Below are 17,935 nucleotides of genomic sequence, written 5' to 3' on the forward strand. Positions count from 1 at the left end.
TATTATTTTTTTACAAATTCCTTACAGCTTCTTTAAATTGACGGCCTCTATCTTCATAATTTTCAAACAAGTCAAAACTTGCACATGCAGGTGATAACAGCACATTGTCTCCTGCTTCAGCTATTTTATAAGCAATTTTCACAGCTTCACTCATAAACTGAGTTTCAACAATTATGTCTACCATTCCTCCAAAACTCTTCATGAGTTTTTCATTATCTACACCTAAGCATACAATAGCTTTTACTTTTTCGTTTACAAACTGAAAAAGCTCTTGATATTCATTGCCTTTATCGGTCCCGCCAACAATCCAAATTGTTGGAGCATCCATACTTTCCAACGCAAAATAAGTAGCATTAACATTGGTAGCTTTCGAATCGTTGATGTACTGTACTTTATTGATTTTAAGTACATGTTCAAGACGATGCTCAACACCCTGAAAGTTCTCTAAACTTTCACGAATGGTCTGTTTTCTAATTTTAAGCAAATGGGCCACGGTAGACGCCGCCATTGCATTTTTAATATTGTGTTTTCCCTCTAATGCTAAGTTCGCTGTTGGCATAATTATTTGATTGTTATCTATTGTTATTTTTATATTATTATTTTCTAAGCATGCGCCATTTTCAATGGATTTTGTCAATGAAAAAGGCAATAATGTTGATTGAACTGGGTTGTTTTTGAGCCAATTTAAAATCACTTCATCGTCACCATCATATATGAGATAATCCTCTTTGGTTTGGTTTTCTGCGATTCTAAATTTTGAGGCGATATAGCGTTCAAACTGATAGTCATATCTATCTAAATGATCTGGTGTGATATTGGTTAAAACGGCTATTTTTGGTTTAAACTCTGTAATATCGTCCAATTGAAAACTGCTAATCTCAAGCACATAATTTGGATAGTCATGTTCTAAAATTTGTTTTGCAAAACTATCGCCTATGTTACCGCCCAAACCAACACTTAATTCTTGCTTTAACACATGATGCGTTAAACTAGCTGTTGTTGTTTTTCCGTTGCTTCCAGTAATTCCAATCACCGTTGCATTGGTGTATTTAGAAGCAAATTCTATTTCAGAAACCACAGTTATTCCTTTGGTTCTAATCTTTTTTACCAAAGCAATTCTATCTGGAATTCCAGGGCTTTTCATGACAACATCTGCATTCAGAATTTTGTCTTCAGAATGGATCCCATCCTCAAATTCAATCTCATTATGTATAAGAACTTGTTTATACTTTTCTTTTATCTCTCCTTTATCAGAAACAAACACCTCAAATCCTTTTGCCTTTCCTAAAAGCGCTGTTCCTACACCACTTTCTCCGCCTCCAAGAATCACTAATCGCTTCATCTATCTAATTTTCAATGTCACTATTGTTATTATCGCCAAGAGGATTCCAACAATCCAAAATCGCGTTACTATTTTACTTTCGTGATATCCTGATTTTTGATAATGATGATGTAAGGGTGACATTTTAAAAATGCGCCTGCCTTCACCAAACTTCTTTCTCGTGTATTTGAAATAACTCACCTGTAGCATAACAGATAAATTTTCGGCTAAGAAGATACCGCACAACACTGGTATAAGCCATTCCTTTCTTACAGCAATAGCAATTACGGCAATGATACCTCCTATTGTTAAACTCCCTGTATCTCCCATAAATACTTGAGCTGGATATGTGTTATACCATAAAAACCCAATAAGAGCTCCTACAAACGCAGCAATATAAATAGTAACCTCTTCTACTCTTGGGATATACATAATATCCAGATATTCTGAAAAAACTATGTTACCAGAAACCCAAGTAAAAAGACCAAGTGTCAACACTATAATAGCAGAACTTCCTGCAGCCAGACCATCAATTCCATCGGTTAAGTTTGCTCCATTTGACACAGCCGTTATTATAAAAATGGCAGCCAATATGAAAATAATCCAAGCATACTTTCCTAAACCTGGATTAATCCAAGTAATCAAATTTGCATAATCGAATTCATTACCTTTTACAAAAGGGATTGTTGTTTTCGTGGATTTTTCCTCAGCTTCAAACAATGCGCTTGGCGCAATGTCTGGGTCTTCTGCCAAAAGAACTTTCTGTTGCTCAATTGGTAATTTTTCTTTTATGGTGACATCTTCATGAAAGTACATTGTAGCGCCAACTATAACACCTAAGCCAACTTGCCCTAATACTTTAAAACGTCCTTTTAAACCTTCTTTATTATTTTTAAATTTTTTGATATAATCATCAATAAACCCAATTGCTCCCATCCAAATCGTGGTTACAATAAGTAGAATGATATAAATATTATCTAGCTTCGCTAAAAGTAGAACTGGAATGAGTGTTGCGAGAATAATGATAATCCCTCCCATGGTTGGAGTTCCTGCCTTTTCTACTTGTCCCTCAAGCCCTAAATCCCTAATGATTTCACCAACCTGTTTCTTTTGTAAAAACCGAATAATACGTTTACCAAAAATTGTGGAAATTAGGAGTGACAATATGATTGCGACAGCAGCTCTAAACGTAATAAAACCGAAGAGAGAAGCTCCAGGAAGCTGGAACTGTTGTTCTAAATATTCGAAGAGGTAATACAACATATTATTTTTGTAACTGCTTTAAAAATTCTTTAACTATTTTATAATCATCAAAATCTGTACGTTCTCCTTTAATTTCTTGATAGGTCTCATGACCCTTTCCTGCAATTAATATGATGTCATTAGGGCTTGCCAGCTGACATGCCGTTTTAATTGCCTGTTTTCTATCGACTATAGACATTGTCTTTTTGAAATTTTGAGGTTCAACACCTTTTTCAATATCTTCTATAATCGTCTCGGGAACTTCACTCCTTGGGTTATCGCTTGTAAAAATGACTTTGGTACTTAATGCCGACGCAATGTGTCCCATTTTAGGACGTTTAGTTTTATCCCTATCACCTCCACAGCCAACAACTGTAATGAGTTCTTCGTTATTTGTCCGAATACTGTTTATGGTTTCTAGTACATTCTTAAGAGCATCAGGCGTATGTGCATAATCAACTATTGCCGTTACTTTTTCATCGGAAATGAGATATTGAAAACGTCCACTCACACTTTCGAGTTCGCTAATAAGTCTTAAAATCTCAACCTTTTCTAAACCAAGCAATTCGGCAGCTCCATAAATAGCGGTTACATTATAGGCATTGAAATTTCCAATAAGTTTGGTCCACAATTCACTTTCATTTAGCTTTAATAAAAGTCCGCTAAATTCATTCTCTAATACTTGAGCTTTATAGTCGGCGTAGGTTTTAAGCGCATACGTATTCTTCTTGGCCGCGGTATTTTGGAGCATTACCAGACCATTTTTATCGTCAATATTCACTAAGGTAAACGCCTTTTTTGGAAGGTTGTCAAAAAAAGACTTTTTAACATCACGATATTCGGCGAATGTCTCGTGATAGTCTAAGTGATCATGAGAAAGGTTAGTAAAAATACCTCCTTCAAAATGCAAACCTTCAGTTCTATGTTGATGAATCCCATGAGAGCTCACTTCCATAAAACAAAACTCAACACCTTCATCATTCATTAGCCTTAAATATTTATTAATAGCTAACGAATCTGGCGTTGTATGAGTGGCTTTATATTCGGTATTATCTACCATAATTTTTACCGTAGACAATAGACCTACTTTGTAGCCTGCTTTTTTAAATAACTGATATAATAAAGTGACAATTGTTGTCTTTCCATTAGTTCCGGTAACACCAACTAGTCGTAAATTTTCAGAGGGATTTCCATAGAAATTTGCTGCCATAAACGCCAAAGCCTGACTTGTACTTTCAACCTCCACATAGGTGACATTATCTTTGAGCTGTTCTGGTAATTTTTCGCAAATAATTGCAATAGCTCCTTTATCGATGGCTACATCAATAAATTCATGTCCATCCACTAAAGTCCCTTTAATTGCAACAAATACGTCCCCATTAGACACATGACGAGAGTCAAAGCAAATAGCATTTGCTTCTAAACTGGTATTGCCTGTAACAGCATTGAGAGTAACCTTATACAATATGTCCTTTAATAGTGTCATTACGTTTTTAAAACAACTATTTGGTTTGACTTCACTTTAACCCCTTTATTTATTGATTGTGATTTAACAGTACCTACACCTTCCAACTTTACTTTAAGCCCCATGTTTTCTAATAGCGCTAAGGCATCCATTGTTGGGAGACCAATAACGTCAGGCATAATGGTGATATATGTTTGTGCTGTTTTAAAAAATGCTTGATACTCAGTTTCTACTTTAGCATCAACAACTTCTAGTGATTCCACTTCATCAATAAGCGGTGTTTCGGTATAAATTTTTTGAGCGATTCTTTTAAATACTGGGCCAGAAACATCGGCTCCATAAAAGCCAACTTTAGTACTGGGCTGATGAATAACCACAATGCAAGAATATTTTGGATTATCTGCTGGAAAATAACCCGCAAAAGAGGACACATATTTTCTATCTTTTAACCATTCTTCATAATCATTATAATCTGTTCTAGCCGTTCCTGTTTTACCAGCCATAGAAAAATTCTCAGAATACATGCGTCGACCTGTTCCTCGAATAACAACATTTTTTAAAATCTCACGAATTTCATTTAAAGTTTTGTCTGAACATATTTTCTGATTAATGACTTCTTTTTCAAAGACTTCTATTTCTTGACTAAACTCTTTTACAGCTTTTAAAAAGCGTGGCTTAATCATTTCCCCATCGTTAGCTATGGCATTGTAAAATGTTAAGGTTTGTAAAGGTGTCATTGCCATATTATATCCATAGGCCATAGATGGCAAGGCATTTTTACTCCATATTTTATCACCTGGCTCTGGTATTATTGGCCTACCTTCTCCCATTATTGAAACACCAAGTGTATCATGAAGATTCCAACTTTTAATTCTATTTATAAACTTCTTTGGTTGTTTGGAATAATGTTCATCGATGATAGAAGCTAAACCAATGTTTGATGACAATTCAAGTGCCCTAGCAGCAGAAATTTTCCCATAGCCACGAGAATCTCTAATGGTTCTTCCGTAGAAGCGCTTAGAACCATTTTGCGTATCAACTATCGTAGATGTGTCAATAACCTTATCTTCTAAAGCCGCCATTAAAGCCATTACTTTAAATGTCGAACCTGGTTCATGCGATTCCCAAACAGCATAATTACGTTTTTCGTAATAATTCCCATTATCGGTTTTGGCCAAATTTGTTATAGCCTTAATTTCTCCTGTTTTCACATCCATTACTACTGCACAACCATGATCTGCATCATATTTTTCTAGTTGCCCTAACAGCGAGTGGTGGGCAATGTCTTGAATATTAACATCAATTGTTGTGTACACATCGTAACCATCCTTGGGCTCTTGTTGATTGTAATCCACAATAGGTTTCCATTGTCCATTACCTATTTTCTGTTTTAATCGCTTACCATTTTCACCTCTTAGATACTTAGCTCCAAAGGCTCCATCAATTCCAGCCCTTGTTACATTTCCATCTTCATCAAAACGTTCGTAGCCAATAGATCGTTCTGCAATACCTCCCATTGGGTGCTCTCGTCTAGTTGTTTGCTCAACAATGAGCCCGCCTTTAATCGCCCCTAACTCGAGCATCGGGAAATTTCGTAATCTGATATAATCTGAATAACTAATATTACGCGCTAAAAGAAAGTAACGATTCTTGTTTCGTCTTGCTTTTTTTATGTTTTGCTGATAAGTGTTTGAGGACACACCAGAATACGCTTGAAGTGAATCTGCTAAGGCTTTTATATACTCATTAAACACTTCTTGCTTTGGCTGAATAGCATCAATACGAATATCATATTTTGGAATTGAGGTTGCCAACAAACTTCCATCGGCAGAATATACGTTACCTCTATTTGCGGGAATTTCAATATTTCTTATCGTACGTTCTTTTGCTAAACTTCTATATTCATCGCCTTGAATAAATTGAATACTACAGAGTTTAAAAACCACAGCGAGAGCAAAGACAAACATACTGCCAGCCACGAAATACAATCTGTTTAATATGTTTGTTTCGGTTGTTGCCACCTTTTCAATTCTGTGTTTTAACTTTTATTTTTTGTGGTGGAATCTCTGAAATCTTGATTCCTTTTTCTTCTACTTTTCTAATAATTGATGATTCCATTTTCAACCTCATCAATTTTGACCTTCCATCGACAAATGCCGATCTCAACTCTTTAACTTCATTTTTGAGTCTTGCTATCTCATATACTTTTTGATCTGCACTATGCGAACTTGCAATCATAATGATAGCTAAGACTGAAATAAAAATGATGATTCGCCAATTTTTAAACGAGTCATCGCTTACTAAAAACTTACCCCTCAATATGCTATAGATGCTCTTTCTCATAGTTTTTCGGCGATTCGAAGTTTTGCACTTCTTGCTCTATTGTTTCTGGCAATCTCCTCTGTTGTTGGAACAATTAATCCTCCTACTTTTTTAAGTGGCACTTCAAAGTTCCCAAAGACATCACGATCTGGTTCTCCTTCAAATAAGCCATTTCTTATAAAACGCTTCACCAACCTATCCTCTAACGAGTGATATGAAATCAAGCTCAACCGACCTCCTTTTACTAAAACCTCAGGCGTTTGTTGTAAGAACTCTTTTAAGACTTCTATTTCTTGATTAACCTCTATACGAATAGCTTGATAAATTTGAGCCAATACTTTATTTTCTTTTTTATGATTAAGAAACCGTTTAAGTGTTGCTTTGAGCTGTTCACTAGTTTTAATTTCTCCATCACGTCGTGATTCAATAATAACTCTCGCCATCGCTGGTGCTTGCCTTAATTCTCCATACTGAAATAAAACTTGCCTTAACTGCTCTTCTTCATATTCATTAACTACATGATATGCAGACAAGCTATCATCCTGATTCATTCGCATATCCAAGTTAGCTTCAAACCGGGTTGAAAAACCGCGCTCTGCTACATCAAACTGGTGAGACGAAACACCAAAATCAGCCAAAACACCATCTACTTGTTTAACACCGTAAAATCTGAGAAAACGTTTTACATATCTAAAGTTTTCATTGATTAGTGTAAATCGATCATCATCAATTGTATTTAAAAGAGCGTCTTTATCTTGATCAAAAGCAAACAACTTTCCGTTGGGTCCTAATTGCCTTAAAATTTCTTTACTATGTCCTCCACCTCCAAAAGTGACATCAACATAAATTCCATCAGGTTTAATATTTAAACCATTAACTGTTTCATCTAATAATACTGGGTTATGATATTCCATCTTCATCGTCTTGTCCCATCACTTCTTCTGCCAGATCTGCAAAGTCACCTGTTGCATCATCAATAGCCTTTTCATATTTATCTTTATCCCATATTTCAATAATATTTATTGCAGACGAGACTACTATTTCCTTTGTTATTCCTGAAAAAGCAACTAAATCTTTAGGGATTAACAATCGACCAGCTGCATCAACCTCCACCTGTTTTAAACCAGCAGTAAAGCGTCTAATAAAATCATTGTTTTTCTTTTTGAAACGATTGAGTTTATTCACTTTTTGCATGAGCGCTTCCCATTCGCTCATTGGATACAACTCCAAGCACGGCTGAAACACAGCACGCTTTAGCACAAACCCATTTTGCAAAACAGGGAGTAGCTGCTTTTTTATAGCAGCAGGTAGCATTAGCCTTCCTTTGGCATCAACTTTACACTCGTATGTTCCGATTAAAGGGTTCAAAATGATTGATTTACTTAGAGTAACGATTAAGATTCAAATATATTGAAAAATTTACCACATTTTACCACTTCACCCCACTTTTGTTGATAAATTTATCTTTCTGCCTTAAATTACCTCTTATCATTTCCGAAGAAAACATGCTAAAATATTTACAATCAGCTTAATAAAATTTCGACACGACCTCCCATTTATATTGTTAACATCTTCGTTTAAACTATTCTTTCTCTACTTAAATTATATGCCAATGTTTTAATGGAAATACCTATATTTGTTTTTGACCAAAACCACTAACTAGTACATGACGCATCGTTTAAAGGAAGAGAAAGACTATAAGTATATTGAAGTTGGAGAAGGCACACCTATTGTTGTGCTTCATGGGTTAATGGGTGGATTGAGTAACTTTGATGCAGTCACGGATTTTTTTAGCACAAAAGGCTATAAGGTACTCATACCAGAGCTTCCAATTTACACGATGTCGTTACTTAAGACAAACGTGAAGAGTTTTGCCAAATACCTAAGAGATTTTATTGATTTCAAGGGTTTTGACGAGGTTATTTTACTTGGAAATTCGTTAGGAGGTCATATTGGTCTTTATCACACAAAACTTTATCCAGAAAAAGTAAAAGCACTTATTATAACTGGCAGTTCTGGTCTATATGAAAGCGCAATGGGAGGAGGATACACCAAACGCGGGGACTATGAAGTTATCAAGAAAAAAGCACAGGAGGTTTTTTATGATCCTGCAGTAGCTACTAAAGACATTGTTGATGAAGTTTACGAAACGGTTAACGACAGAAATAAACTTATAAAAACCTTAGCTATAGCAAAAAGCGCTATAAGGCATAATATGGCAAAAGACTTACCTAAAATGGTCTTACCTGTTTGTATAATTTGGGGAAAGAATGATACTGTAACACCTCCTGAAGTTGCCACAGAATTTAACGAACTTCTGCCAAATTCTGATTTGTACTGGATTGACAAATGTGGGCATGCGGCTATGATGGAGCACCCTGATGAGTTCAATCAGATTCTTAATACTTGGTTGACAGATAAAAATTTATAGTTCTTATTAGCAAGAACTCAAAGCACTAGTATGGTTATAAAAACTGCCGAATTCATAATGAGCAATTCTGACGTTGACAAATGTCCTAAACATCAGATACCAGAGTACGCTTTTATTGGTCGCAGCAACGTTGGGAAGTCCTCATTAATTAATATGCTCACCAATCACAAGAACTTAGCTAAAACCTCAGGAAGACCTGGGAAAACTCAGCTTATCAATCACTTTATGATTAATAAATCTTGGTTTTTAGTAGACTTACCTGGTTATGGATATGCGCGCGTCTCAAAAACGGCTAAAAAGAAGTTTCAAAAGTTCATCACGAACTATTTTGAAAAACGCAAACAACTGGTTTCTGCTTTTGTTTTGGTTGATATTAGACATGAGCCTCAAAACATAGATTTGGAATTCATGGAGTATTTAGGAGTTAGTCAAATTCCGTTTTCTATTATTTTTACCAAGGCCGACAAATTAAAACCTAAAGCCATTGAACGTAATGTTGAGGCCTATTGTGAAGAGCTTTTAAAAACATGGGAAGAGGTACCTGCATATTTCATTACATCATCTTCGAAAACAATTGGTCGAGATAGTGTTTTACAATTTATTAACGACACTAATGTTGAAATTGAAGCTATGCGCTAAGTTTAGGACTTCACATCTAATGCGTCTCTCAACGCATTGCCTATAAGCATAAATGACATCACTAAAATCATAATACAAAGTCCAGGAATCATCGCTAAATAAGGTTTACCTAAAATAATGTAATTGTAATGATCTTTTATCATAGCTCCCCAACTTGCCATTGGCGGTTGCGCTCCTATACCTAAAAAACTTAAACCACTTTCAATAAGAATTGCAGCCGCAAAGTTAGCGGCAGAAATTACAATAATAGGTGCCATTATATTTGGCAATATGTGCTTGGCAATAATCCTGTAGTCGTTAAACCCTAATGCCCTTGCAGCAGTAACATATTGCATTTCTTTGGCACTTATAATTTGCCCTCTAACTACTCTTGCAACCTCGACCCACATTGTTAGACCTACGGCTATGAATACTTGCCAAAACCCTTTTCCTAAGGCAAGCGTAATTGCGATTACAAGTAACAAAGTTGGTATAGACCAAGTGACGTTGATAATCCACATAATGAACGCATCAACTTTACCTCCATAATATCCAGCCATGCTTCCCATAATAATGCCTATAACTAATGAAATGAGCACAGCTATAAAACCTATTGAAAACGATATTCTTGAACCTATAAGAATTCTACTCAACAAATCACGACCATATTTATCGGTTCCAAAAAGGAAAGTTTTCTGTTTAACATAAGGCGTGTAATCATTGTTGGGAAAAGCACTCAAATCAATAGTTTTACGAACCCCAATTAAACCATCTGAGGCATATTCAGTGTACGACAATTGATTATTATCTGCTGTATATTCTGAAATAGGAACCTCAATTGGGTTATTAGTTTTTCCGAATAACAATTTAGAGAACACAGATTGATTTGTCTTGATATCTGAAGGTAGATATAACATTTTCACGCTAAATCCTGGTCGTTGAGAATGAATAGACAAATGCATTTGGTTTGCGTTTTGAGAATCATCTGGAGCAATGGCGTAAGCAAACAACGCCATGAGACCTATACTTACGATTAGCCAAAAACTCAAAACGCCCCAAAAGTTCTTTTTGAACTTTCGGAGCGCTAATTGTGTTAATGAGTCGCTTGTTTTACTCATTTTAATTTTTTACAGATGTCGCTACCTTTTTAATTTCGTAAGTCATCTTAAGATCGTTCAAAACATTTAATGCTTCTTCGATGTAAACATCTTTACTTAGGCTCGTATGCCAGCGTTCTCTTTTTTCTTTTAAGATAGAATCTTTATTCATTAATTTAACTTCATAAGGCAATGATTGAAACGTCAAGTTTGTCTTATAATCTGAAAGTTTCTCAAAACGCTTAGACTCTTGTTCGTTCATATCTAAAGCCCTTTTGTAGTCGTCATAATTAAGAGAGTACATCTCTCTATCTCTTATTTTCTTAACCCATTGCGCATTAGCATCGATAAGTTTTAACTGTTCATTATTAGCCATACGTTCTTTACTCTTAGCAATGGTGGTATCGTAATCATAATAGCTTCCCCAAAGATTATAGTCAACAGCATCAATTCTATCCCATTCTAAAGGGTTTTCTTGATCCTTTTCTCCTATATCGATATAACTATAACGATCTGGAACTACAACGTCACTCTTTACACCTTCTAACTGAGTAGAACCTCCATTAATTCTATAGAATTTCTGAGTGGTAAACTTTAACGCTCCCATATCCCCATTACTATTTTGTCTTACTATTCGATTAAGGTCTAATACATTTTGCACTGTTCCTTTTCCGTACGTTTGCTTGCTACCTATAACAATTGCTCTTTTATAATCTTGCATTGCAGCGGCCAAAATTTCCGAAGCCGAAGCCGATAATTCATTTACTAGGATTACTAAAGGACCATCCCAAACGATAGATTTATCACGATCTTTCAAGACTTCTTTCGGTTCTCCTGCAGTTTTCACCTGAACAATTGGGCCTTCGTCAATAAACAATCCGCCCATATCAACGACTGTTTGAAGCGATCCTCCTCCATTGTTTCTTAAATCCAACACAAGACCTTCAACGCCTTCTGCTTTTAATCTTTCAATTTCTAATTTGATATCTGAAGCCGCATTGCGTTTATTATAATCTTCAAAATCGACATAGAATTTTGGCAGATTAATAACACCAAACTTCTTGTCATCCTTAATTACGGTAGACGATTTGGCATACGTTTCTTCAAGCTCTACAATATCTCTTTTAATTGTAATATCCTCAACTGTACCATCAACCTTTTTTAAGGTTAAGGTCACTTCTGTTCCTTTTGGGCCTTTAATAAATTTGATAGCATCATCTAAACGCATACCAACAATATTAATCCCCTCATCTTCATCTTCCTGACGTACTTTTAATATTTGGTCTCCAACCTCTAATTCATTTTGTCTCCATGCAGGTCCTCCACTAATAATTTCATTTACCAGAATAGCATCCATCTTTTTCTGCAACCTAGCACCAATACCTTCAAAATTACCAGACATAGCAACATCAAAACGGTCTTTATCTTCTGGTGCGAAGTAGAATGTATGAGGATCAAACTCTTCAACTATAGCGTTAATATAGACAGCAAACCAATCTTTACGTTGTCTGTCCTCAATAAAATCATAGAGTTCATCCAACGAACGCAATGTTGCTTCTCTAGCATCGAATTCTAATTCACTTTTTGATTTATCTACAATAGATTTTTCTGCTTTTGCTTCTGAATTTTCTTCATTAGGTAAATTCTGTTTTCTAGCATTTTCTTGATCTGTTAGTAAATCATCATAATTTGCAATGGTAGAAAACTTAAGTTGTCTTCTCCAACGTTCTTTCATTTCCTTTTTGGAAGCTGCATAAGACAATTTAGCATAATCTGTAGAGAATTCTTCAGCCTTAGAAAAATCGAATGGTTCAGATAGCACATCCTTATACATATCCTTAGATTCTTCTATTCTCTTTAGTAAACGCTCATGAGTTAAGTTAAAAAAAGAAATATCATAGGCTTTAATTTGATCATCTAACTGATCTTTATAGGCTTCAAACTCTTCGATATCCGACGCATAGAAATAACGCTTAAATGGATCTAATTGTTCCAAATAATCGTTAAAAACCTCTTCTGAGAAACTATCATTTAAATCTTGTGGGTCGAAATGTCCATTTTCTAAAACATAGGTAATAAGCTGTATTAATAGCTTATCTTTATTGGGGTCATCATATTTATTAGTAAAACTGCACGAGGCAAATGCTAACATTAAAACAAGTAGCAACAGTTTATAATTCCTTTTCATCATATTCTTCATATTTTTTGATATAAAACGCATTTAACTAGAAATTAGTTCTTAAGTTATGTAAGTTAATGCTAAATCTATAATTTCTACTAAAGTAATTGAAAAAATCATGCCAATAAAATCATGTGCTACTAATTTTTTGTTAAACCCTTATTTATAGGAAATTCAAGCCTATTTACCTATTTTTGTAAATCTATAAATCAAGATATTTTTATGTCAAAAAAGCCTCTCATTTTAATCACCAATGACGATGGAATTACAGCTCCAGGAATACGATCTTTAATTGATGTTATGACTAGCATTGGTGACGTGGTAGTAGTTGCTCCAGATAGTCCACAAAGTGGTATGGGACATGCGATAACCATCAATTCCACGCTACATATAGACAAGATTACTAATGATGCTGATCAATTTGAGGAATACAGCTGTTCTGGAACTCCAGCAGATTGTGTAAAATTAGGTGTAAGAGAAATTCTAAAACGAAAACCAGATTTGTGTGTATCTGGTATTAATCATGGCTCTAATGCCTCAATTAATGTGATTTACTCTGGCACCATGAGTGCTGCAATAGAAGCAGGTATTGAGGGTATTCCTGCTATTGGGTTTTCACTTTGTGATTATAATTGGAGTGCAAACTTTGAACACAGCAAATCTTATATTAAAACCATTGCAGAGCACGTTTTAGAACATGGTTTGGACAATGGAACTGTTTTAAACGTAAACATTCCGAATTTAGAAAAGAAAGATATAAAAGGTATTAAGGTTTGTAGGCAGGCAAAGGCCAATTGGGAAGAAGAATTTGATAAGCGACAAAACCCGTATGGAAAGGACTATTATTGGCTTACTGGAAAATTTGTTAATCTTGACCATGGGGAAGACACAGATGAATGGGCTTTAGCAAATGGTTACGTTTCTGTAGTTCCAATTCAATTTGACCTAACGGCTCATCATAGTATTCAACGTTTAAATACATGGAATTTTAATAAAAAATAAAGAACTCTTAGTATAGGATCTAATTAAAATGAAATATTACATCATTGCTGGCGAAGCCTCTGGAGACCTACATGGTTCCAATTTAATGAAAGCATTACAAAAACAAGATCGTAATGCCGAATTTAGATTTTGGGGAGGAGACCTTATGCAAGCTGTTGGTGGAACTTTAGTAAAACACTATAAAGAGCGTCAATTTATGGGATTTGCCGAAGTCGTTCTAAATCTTAGAAAAATTTTAGGACTCATAAAGCACTGTAAGACTGATATTAGTAGTTTTAACCCAGATGTGATTATTTGTATTGATAATTCAGGATTCAACCTTCGAATAGCAAAATGGGCCAAGGAACAAGGATACAAAACCCATTATTACATATCACCTCAAGTTTGGGCTTCTAGAGCTGGACGTGTTGAAAAAATAAAGCGTGATGTAGATGCCATGTATGTCATTCTTCCTTTTGAAAAAGAATTTTACGACACGTACAACTATGATGTTAATTTTGTTGGTCACCCTTTAATAGATGCTATTTCAGATAGGGTACAAGTTGACGAGACCACATTTAGAGAAGAACACCATCTAAGTAAAAAGCCTATTATTGCCTTATTGCCTGGTAGTAGAAAACAAGAAATCACTAAAATGCTTGGAGTGATGCTTAGTTTGGTTAATGATTTTTCTGAATATCAATTTGTAATTGCAGGCGCTCCTAGTCAGGATTATAGTTTTTACAAAACATTTATCAAGCAAGACAACGTTGCCTTTATTTCAAATAAAACTTATGATTTATTGAGTGTCTCTACGGCTGCTTTAGTGACCTCTGGAACTGCAACCCTTGAAACTGCTTTATTTAAAGTTCCACAAGTCGTTTGTTATAAAGCAAACGCTATTTCATATCAAATAGCCAAGCGTATTATAACACTTAAATATATTTCTCTAGTCAATTTAATTATGGATCGTGAGGTTGTTACAGAACTCATTCAAGGTGACCTAAACAAAAAACGTCTTAAAAAAGAACTAAGTAAAATATTGGACGAAGACCAGCGTATAAAGTTTTTTATAGACTATTATGATCTAGAAAAGAAATTAGGCGGCAAAGGTGCTAGCGAGAATGCAGCAAGATTGATTTACCAAAGTATCCAAGATCGCCAAACCCCATAATAATTATAACTATAAGTTAATTGCAAAAGAGAACTCAAAGGTGTTATCAATATTAATACTGAAATTATATACACGCCTATTTTGGTTAGAACAGATACTTTTTTAGAAGTAACTTGATTATTATTAAAATCTAAAGTATAGGACTCAAGATTTAGCTCATTATCCATCGAAATTTTTGATGGTTTTCGATTAACAACTTTATGGATAATTAAAAAGAATGCAGCTACGCTTAGCATTATTAAAAACCCTTCAATGGATATTGGTTCATAATTATTCCAATGACCTTGATCAAAGACATTTACGATAAAAAACGACATGATTTCTTTATGTTTTAAACTTAAATTTACAAAATTTTAGCTTACAATCTTAGGTAAGTTAAAAACGAGATTAAAGTGAGTTAGAATATATATAATTAGCTTTTGTAAATAACATTGTTGAAAACACATACGTTATCTTACAGGTAAAGTCTCCTAATTCTCTATTTTTAGACCATATTTTCCTATCTATGAAAAACATTATCCTACTTCTTATTTTCAGTGCGTGCCTAGCTGGATGCAAGTCATCAAAAGGTGTTGTTACGAAAAAAAGCAAAACTTCTAAAACATCTACAAGCCGAACACCGTCATCTTCTACAACATCTAAAGAGATTAAAAACATTATCAATTACGCTAAAACTTTTGAAGGTACACGCTATAAATATGGCGGAACCACCAAACGAGGTATGGACTGTTCTGGCTTGGTAGTAACGGCCTTTAAAATAGAAGATGTTTTACTTCCGCGAACAACAGGTGATTTATCTAAACGTGGTGATTGGATTGATGTAAAGGAAGTAAAAGAAGGTGATTTATTATTTTTTGCCACGAAAAAAAATAGTAGAAAAATTAACCATGTTGGTATCGTCACCAAAAGTAGACCAGGTCATGTTGAGTTTATTCACTCAACAACGAGTAGAGGCGTTATCACCTCAAATCTTGCAGAAAAATATTGGTATTTAGCCTATGTACAGGCAAGACGAGTGTTGTAGAATATTTTCTATATATATAATTAATTTGCTATATTGAGAGGATGAAACCTCTCAACTCTACAGTCATAAAACTAACATTTAGTCTTGCCTCTGGAATTTTAGCAACACACCTATTGTCAATAACTTTACGACAATCTATTTATGGCACTTTAATTTTCCTCCTAGTCTTCACTATCTCCTTTCTAATTTCAAAGCGTCAATACAAAAAAACCATTTGGTTTGGTGTTTCAACATATTGCCTGCTATGCTTTATAGGTACGCTAACCTACAATTTTCATAATCAGAAAAATTTCAAAACACATTACAGTCATACACTCCTTGATAACGACATTAGCCACCAATTAACTTTAAAAATAAGAGAACAACTTAAATCAAGTCTTTATCATGACAAATACATTGTTGACTTACTAAAAAAGGATAAACGTAAAACATGTGGAAAACTCTTATTGTATATAAAAAACGATAGCACTCAACACAAATATAATGTAGATGACCTCCTTTATACATATGCTCAATTACAACCAACATCTGTTCGACTAAATCCAAATCAGTTTGATTATAAGTCCTATCTAGAAAAACAGCACATCTATCATCAGGTCTATGCTAATCAACGGTCTATTTTAACTTTAAAATCTGAAAGAAATACTGTACTTGGTTATGCCCAAGATTTGCGCCAAAAGATTAATGCTAAACTCAAAGCATTCAATTTTAAACCTGAAGAATTAGCCATTATCAATGCACTTCTCTTAGGTCAACGTCAAGATATGAGTCAAAATATCTACAATGATTATGTTAACGCAGGAGCCGTTCATATTTTAGCTGTTTCAGGACTGCATATCGGAATTATCTTAATGATACTACAAGTTGTTCTCAAACCTATAGAATATTTAAAATACGGCAAGTTTATTAAAGTTAGCTTCTTACTCATCTTACTTTGGTCATTTGCCATTATAGCTGGACTCTCTGCATCAGTCACGCGCGCAGTGACCATGTTTAGTATTGTCGCCATTGCACTTCATTGGAATCGATTAACCAATATTTATAACACTCTTACTATTTCAATATTCATACTACTTCTGTGTCAACCAATGTTTCTATTTGATGTTGGTTTTCAGATGAGTTATTTAGCGGTTTTTGCCATCGTAAGCATACAACCATTACTCTATAAACTTTGGGCGCCTAAGTGGAAAATACAAGATTATCTTTGGAAAATTTCAACAGTTACTATTGCCGCTCAAATAGGTGTCGTACCAATTAGTCTGTACTATTTTCATCAGTTCCCAAGTTTGTTTTTTATATCTAATCTGGCAATCATTCCTTTTTTAGGTATAATTCTAGGTCTTGGTATTTTGGTTATTGTCTTGGCTTTACTAAATAGTTTACCTGAGTTTTTAGCACAGTTCTTCGGAAATTTGATTAACCTGATGAATACTCTTGTTGGCTGGGTAGCTCAGCAAGAGGCATTTCTAGTTACGGCCATTTCTTTTAGCGTTGCGCATATGTTGGTATATTATACACTTACAATAGCCATTATTCGTTTATATACAAGGCAAAACTATAGGCGATGGTTATTTTTACTCATAACTATTGTTATGGTACAGAGTGTTATGTTATGGTATGAATACAAAAACAGCCATAGCAAATTTGTTGTATTTCATAAAAGGAGACATAGTATCATAGCCGAAAAAAGAAATGCGACATTACATATTTTTGATAACCTCGATAGTATCGCATTTAACAACGATAAACTAATTACCAATTTTAGCATTGGACATTTCATTAATACGATTTCAAGAGACAGTATTAAATCTGTCTATGTATTTAAAGGTCAAATACTCTTAGTTATTGATAGTTTAGCTGTTTACAATATAAAATCGTTTCGTCCAGATATTGTCTTACTTCGAAACTCTCCTCGCCTCAACTTAGAGCGACTCATAGACTCCATTGAACCCAAACTTATCATAGCAGATGGTAGCAATTACAAATCTTATATAAGTCGTTGGGAAGCCACCTGCAAAAAAAGACAACTCCCTTTCCACCAAACTGGCAAAAAGGGAGCGTTTATCATTAAGTAAGTAAAT

The 17,935-nt window shown here is 34.6% G+C and carries 16 protein-coding genes; 6 read left to right on the plus strand and 10 right to left on the minus strand.

Features of this window, described 5'->3' with window-relative positions:
* Positions 1-10 precede the first annotated feature (10 nt).
* From murD to mraZ, 7 genes are read right to left on the minus strand one after another with little or no spacing between them, the layout of a single operon-like run.
* Positions 11-1,342 (minus strand): UDP-N-acetylmuramoyl-L-alanine--D-glutamate ligase, encoded by a 1,332-nt coding sequence (gene murD / locus Q0787_RS01525; RefSeq protein ID WP_298900437.1) that lies wholly within the window; start codon positions 1,340-1,342, stop codon positions 11-13.
* Complete coding sequence (gene mraY, locus Q0787_RS01530) at positions 1,343-2,584, minus strand: phospho-N-acetylmuramoyl-pentapeptide-transferase (protein ID WP_298900438.1); 1,242 nt, start codon at positions 2,582-2,584, stop codon at positions 1,343-1,345.
* Between the two features lies 1 nt (position 2,585).
* On the minus strand, positions 2,586-4,049 hold the full coding sequence (locus Q0787_RS01535) for a UDP-N-acetylmuramoyl-L-alanyl-D-glutamate--2,6-diaminopimelate ligase (RefSeq protein ID WP_298900439.1): 1,464 nt from the start codon (positions 4,047-4,049) through the stop codon (positions 2,586-2,588).
* Positions 4,049-5,995, minus strand: a complete 1,947-nt coding sequence (locus Q0787_RS01540) for a penicillin-binding protein (RefSeq protein WP_298901509.1) — start codon at positions 5,993-5,995, stop codon at positions 4,049-4,051. Before Q0787_RS01540 ends, Q0787_RS01535 begins: the two co-directional genes overlap by 1 nt.
* A gap of 58 nt (positions 5,996-6,053) precedes the next feature.
* The gene (locus Q0787_RS01545; protein ID WP_298900440.1) at positions 6,054-6,371 is read right to left on the minus strand and encodes an FtsL-like putative cell division protein; all 318 of its coding nucleotides are present in this window, start codon (positions 6,369-6,371) and stop codon (positions 6,054-6,056) included.
* Positions 6,368-7,264 carry a 16S rRNA (cytosine(1402)-N(4))-methyltransferase RsmH gene (gene rsmH / locus Q0787_RS01550; RefSeq protein WP_298900441.1) on the minus strand — a complete coding sequence of 299 codons (897 nt, stop codon included), beginning with the start codon at positions 7,262-7,264 and terminating at the stop codon, positions 6,368-6,370. The genes Q0787_RS01545 and rsmH overlap by 4 nt, the downstream gene beginning before the upstream one ends.
* Positions 7,251-7,718, minus strand: coding sequence for a division/cell wall cluster transcriptional repressor MraZ (mraZ, locus tag Q0787_RS01555; RefSeq protein ID WP_298900442.1), 468 nt, complete (start codon positions 7,716-7,718; stop codon positions 7,251-7,253). Before mraZ ends, rsmH begins: the two co-directional genes overlap by 14 nt.
* Positions 7,719-8,016: 298 nt before the next feature.
* On the opposite strand from mraZ, the gene Q0787_RS01560 reads away from it, so the two are divergent.
* Complete coding sequence (locus Q0787_RS01560) at positions 8,017-8,781, plus strand: alpha/beta hydrolase (protein WP_298900443.1); 765 nt, start codon at positions 8,017-8,019, stop codon at positions 8,779-8,781.
* Between the two features lie 30 nt (positions 8,782-8,811).
* Positions 8,812-9,420, plus strand: coding sequence for a ribosome biogenesis GTP-binding protein YihA/YsxC (yihA, locus tag Q0787_RS01565; protein WP_298900444.1), 609 nt, complete (start codon positions 8,812-8,814; stop codon positions 9,418-9,420).
* A gap of 2 nt (positions 9,421-9,422) precedes the next feature.
* Here the strand turns inward: yihA and Q0787_RS01570 are convergent, their stop codons facing one another.
* A complete protein-coding gene (locus Q0787_RS01570; protein ID WP_298900445.1) occupies positions 9,423-10,517 on the minus strand; it encodes an ABC transporter permease in 1,095 nt (364 codons plus the stop codon).
* Between the two features lies 1 nt (position 10,518).
* Positions 10,519-12,684, minus strand: a complete 2,166-nt coding sequence (locus tag Q0787_RS01575) for a carboxy terminal-processing peptidase (protein ID WP_298901510.1) — start codon at positions 12,682-12,684, stop codon at positions 10,519-10,521.
* Positions 12,685-12,897: 213 nt separating this feature from the next.
* On the opposite strand from Q0787_RS01575, the gene surE reads away from it, so the two are divergent.
* Together surE and lpxB are read left to right on the plus strand one after the other, a co-directional pair.
* Positions 12,898-13,677, plus strand: a complete 780-nt coding sequence (surE, locus tag Q0787_RS01580; protein WP_298900446.1) for a 5'/3'-nucleotidase SurE — start codon at positions 12,898-12,900, stop codon at positions 13,675-13,677.
* A 28-nt stretch (positions 13,678-13,705) separates the two neighbouring features.
* Positions 13,706-14,830: a lipid-A-disaccharide synthase gene (gene lpxB / locus Q0787_RS01585; protein WP_298900447.1), complete on the plus strand. Its 1,125-nt coding sequence runs from the start codon at positions 13,706-13,708 to the stop codon at positions 14,828-14,830.
* On the opposite strand, the gene Q0787_RS01590 is transcribed toward lpxB, so the two are convergent.
* Entirely contained in the window at positions 14,797-15,147 is a 351-nt protein-coding gene (locus Q0787_RS01590; RefSeq protein WP_298900448.1) for a hypothetical protein, read from the minus strand. The two genes, lpxB and Q0787_RS01590, sit on opposite strands and share 34 nt — an antisense overlap.
* Before the next feature lie 188 nt (positions 15,148-15,335).
* On the opposite strand from Q0787_RS01590, the gene Q0787_RS01595 reads away from it, so the two are divergent.
* Entirely contained in the window at positions 15,336-15,854 is a 519-nt protein-coding gene (locus Q0787_RS01595; RefSeq protein WP_298900449.1) for a C40 family peptidase, read from the plus strand.
* Between the two features lie 41 nt (positions 15,855-15,895).
* Entirely contained in the window at positions 15,896-17,929 is a 2,034-nt protein-coding gene (locus tag Q0787_RS01600; RefSeq protein WP_298900450.1) for a ComEC/Rec2 family competence protein, read from the plus strand.
* The last annotated feature ends 6 nt before the right edge of the window (positions 17,930-17,935 follow it).

This window comes from uncultured Psychroserpens sp., from assembly GCF_947492715.1.
GTDB lineage: Bacteria > Bacteroidota > Bacteroidia > Flavobacteriales > Flavobacteriaceae > Psychroserpens.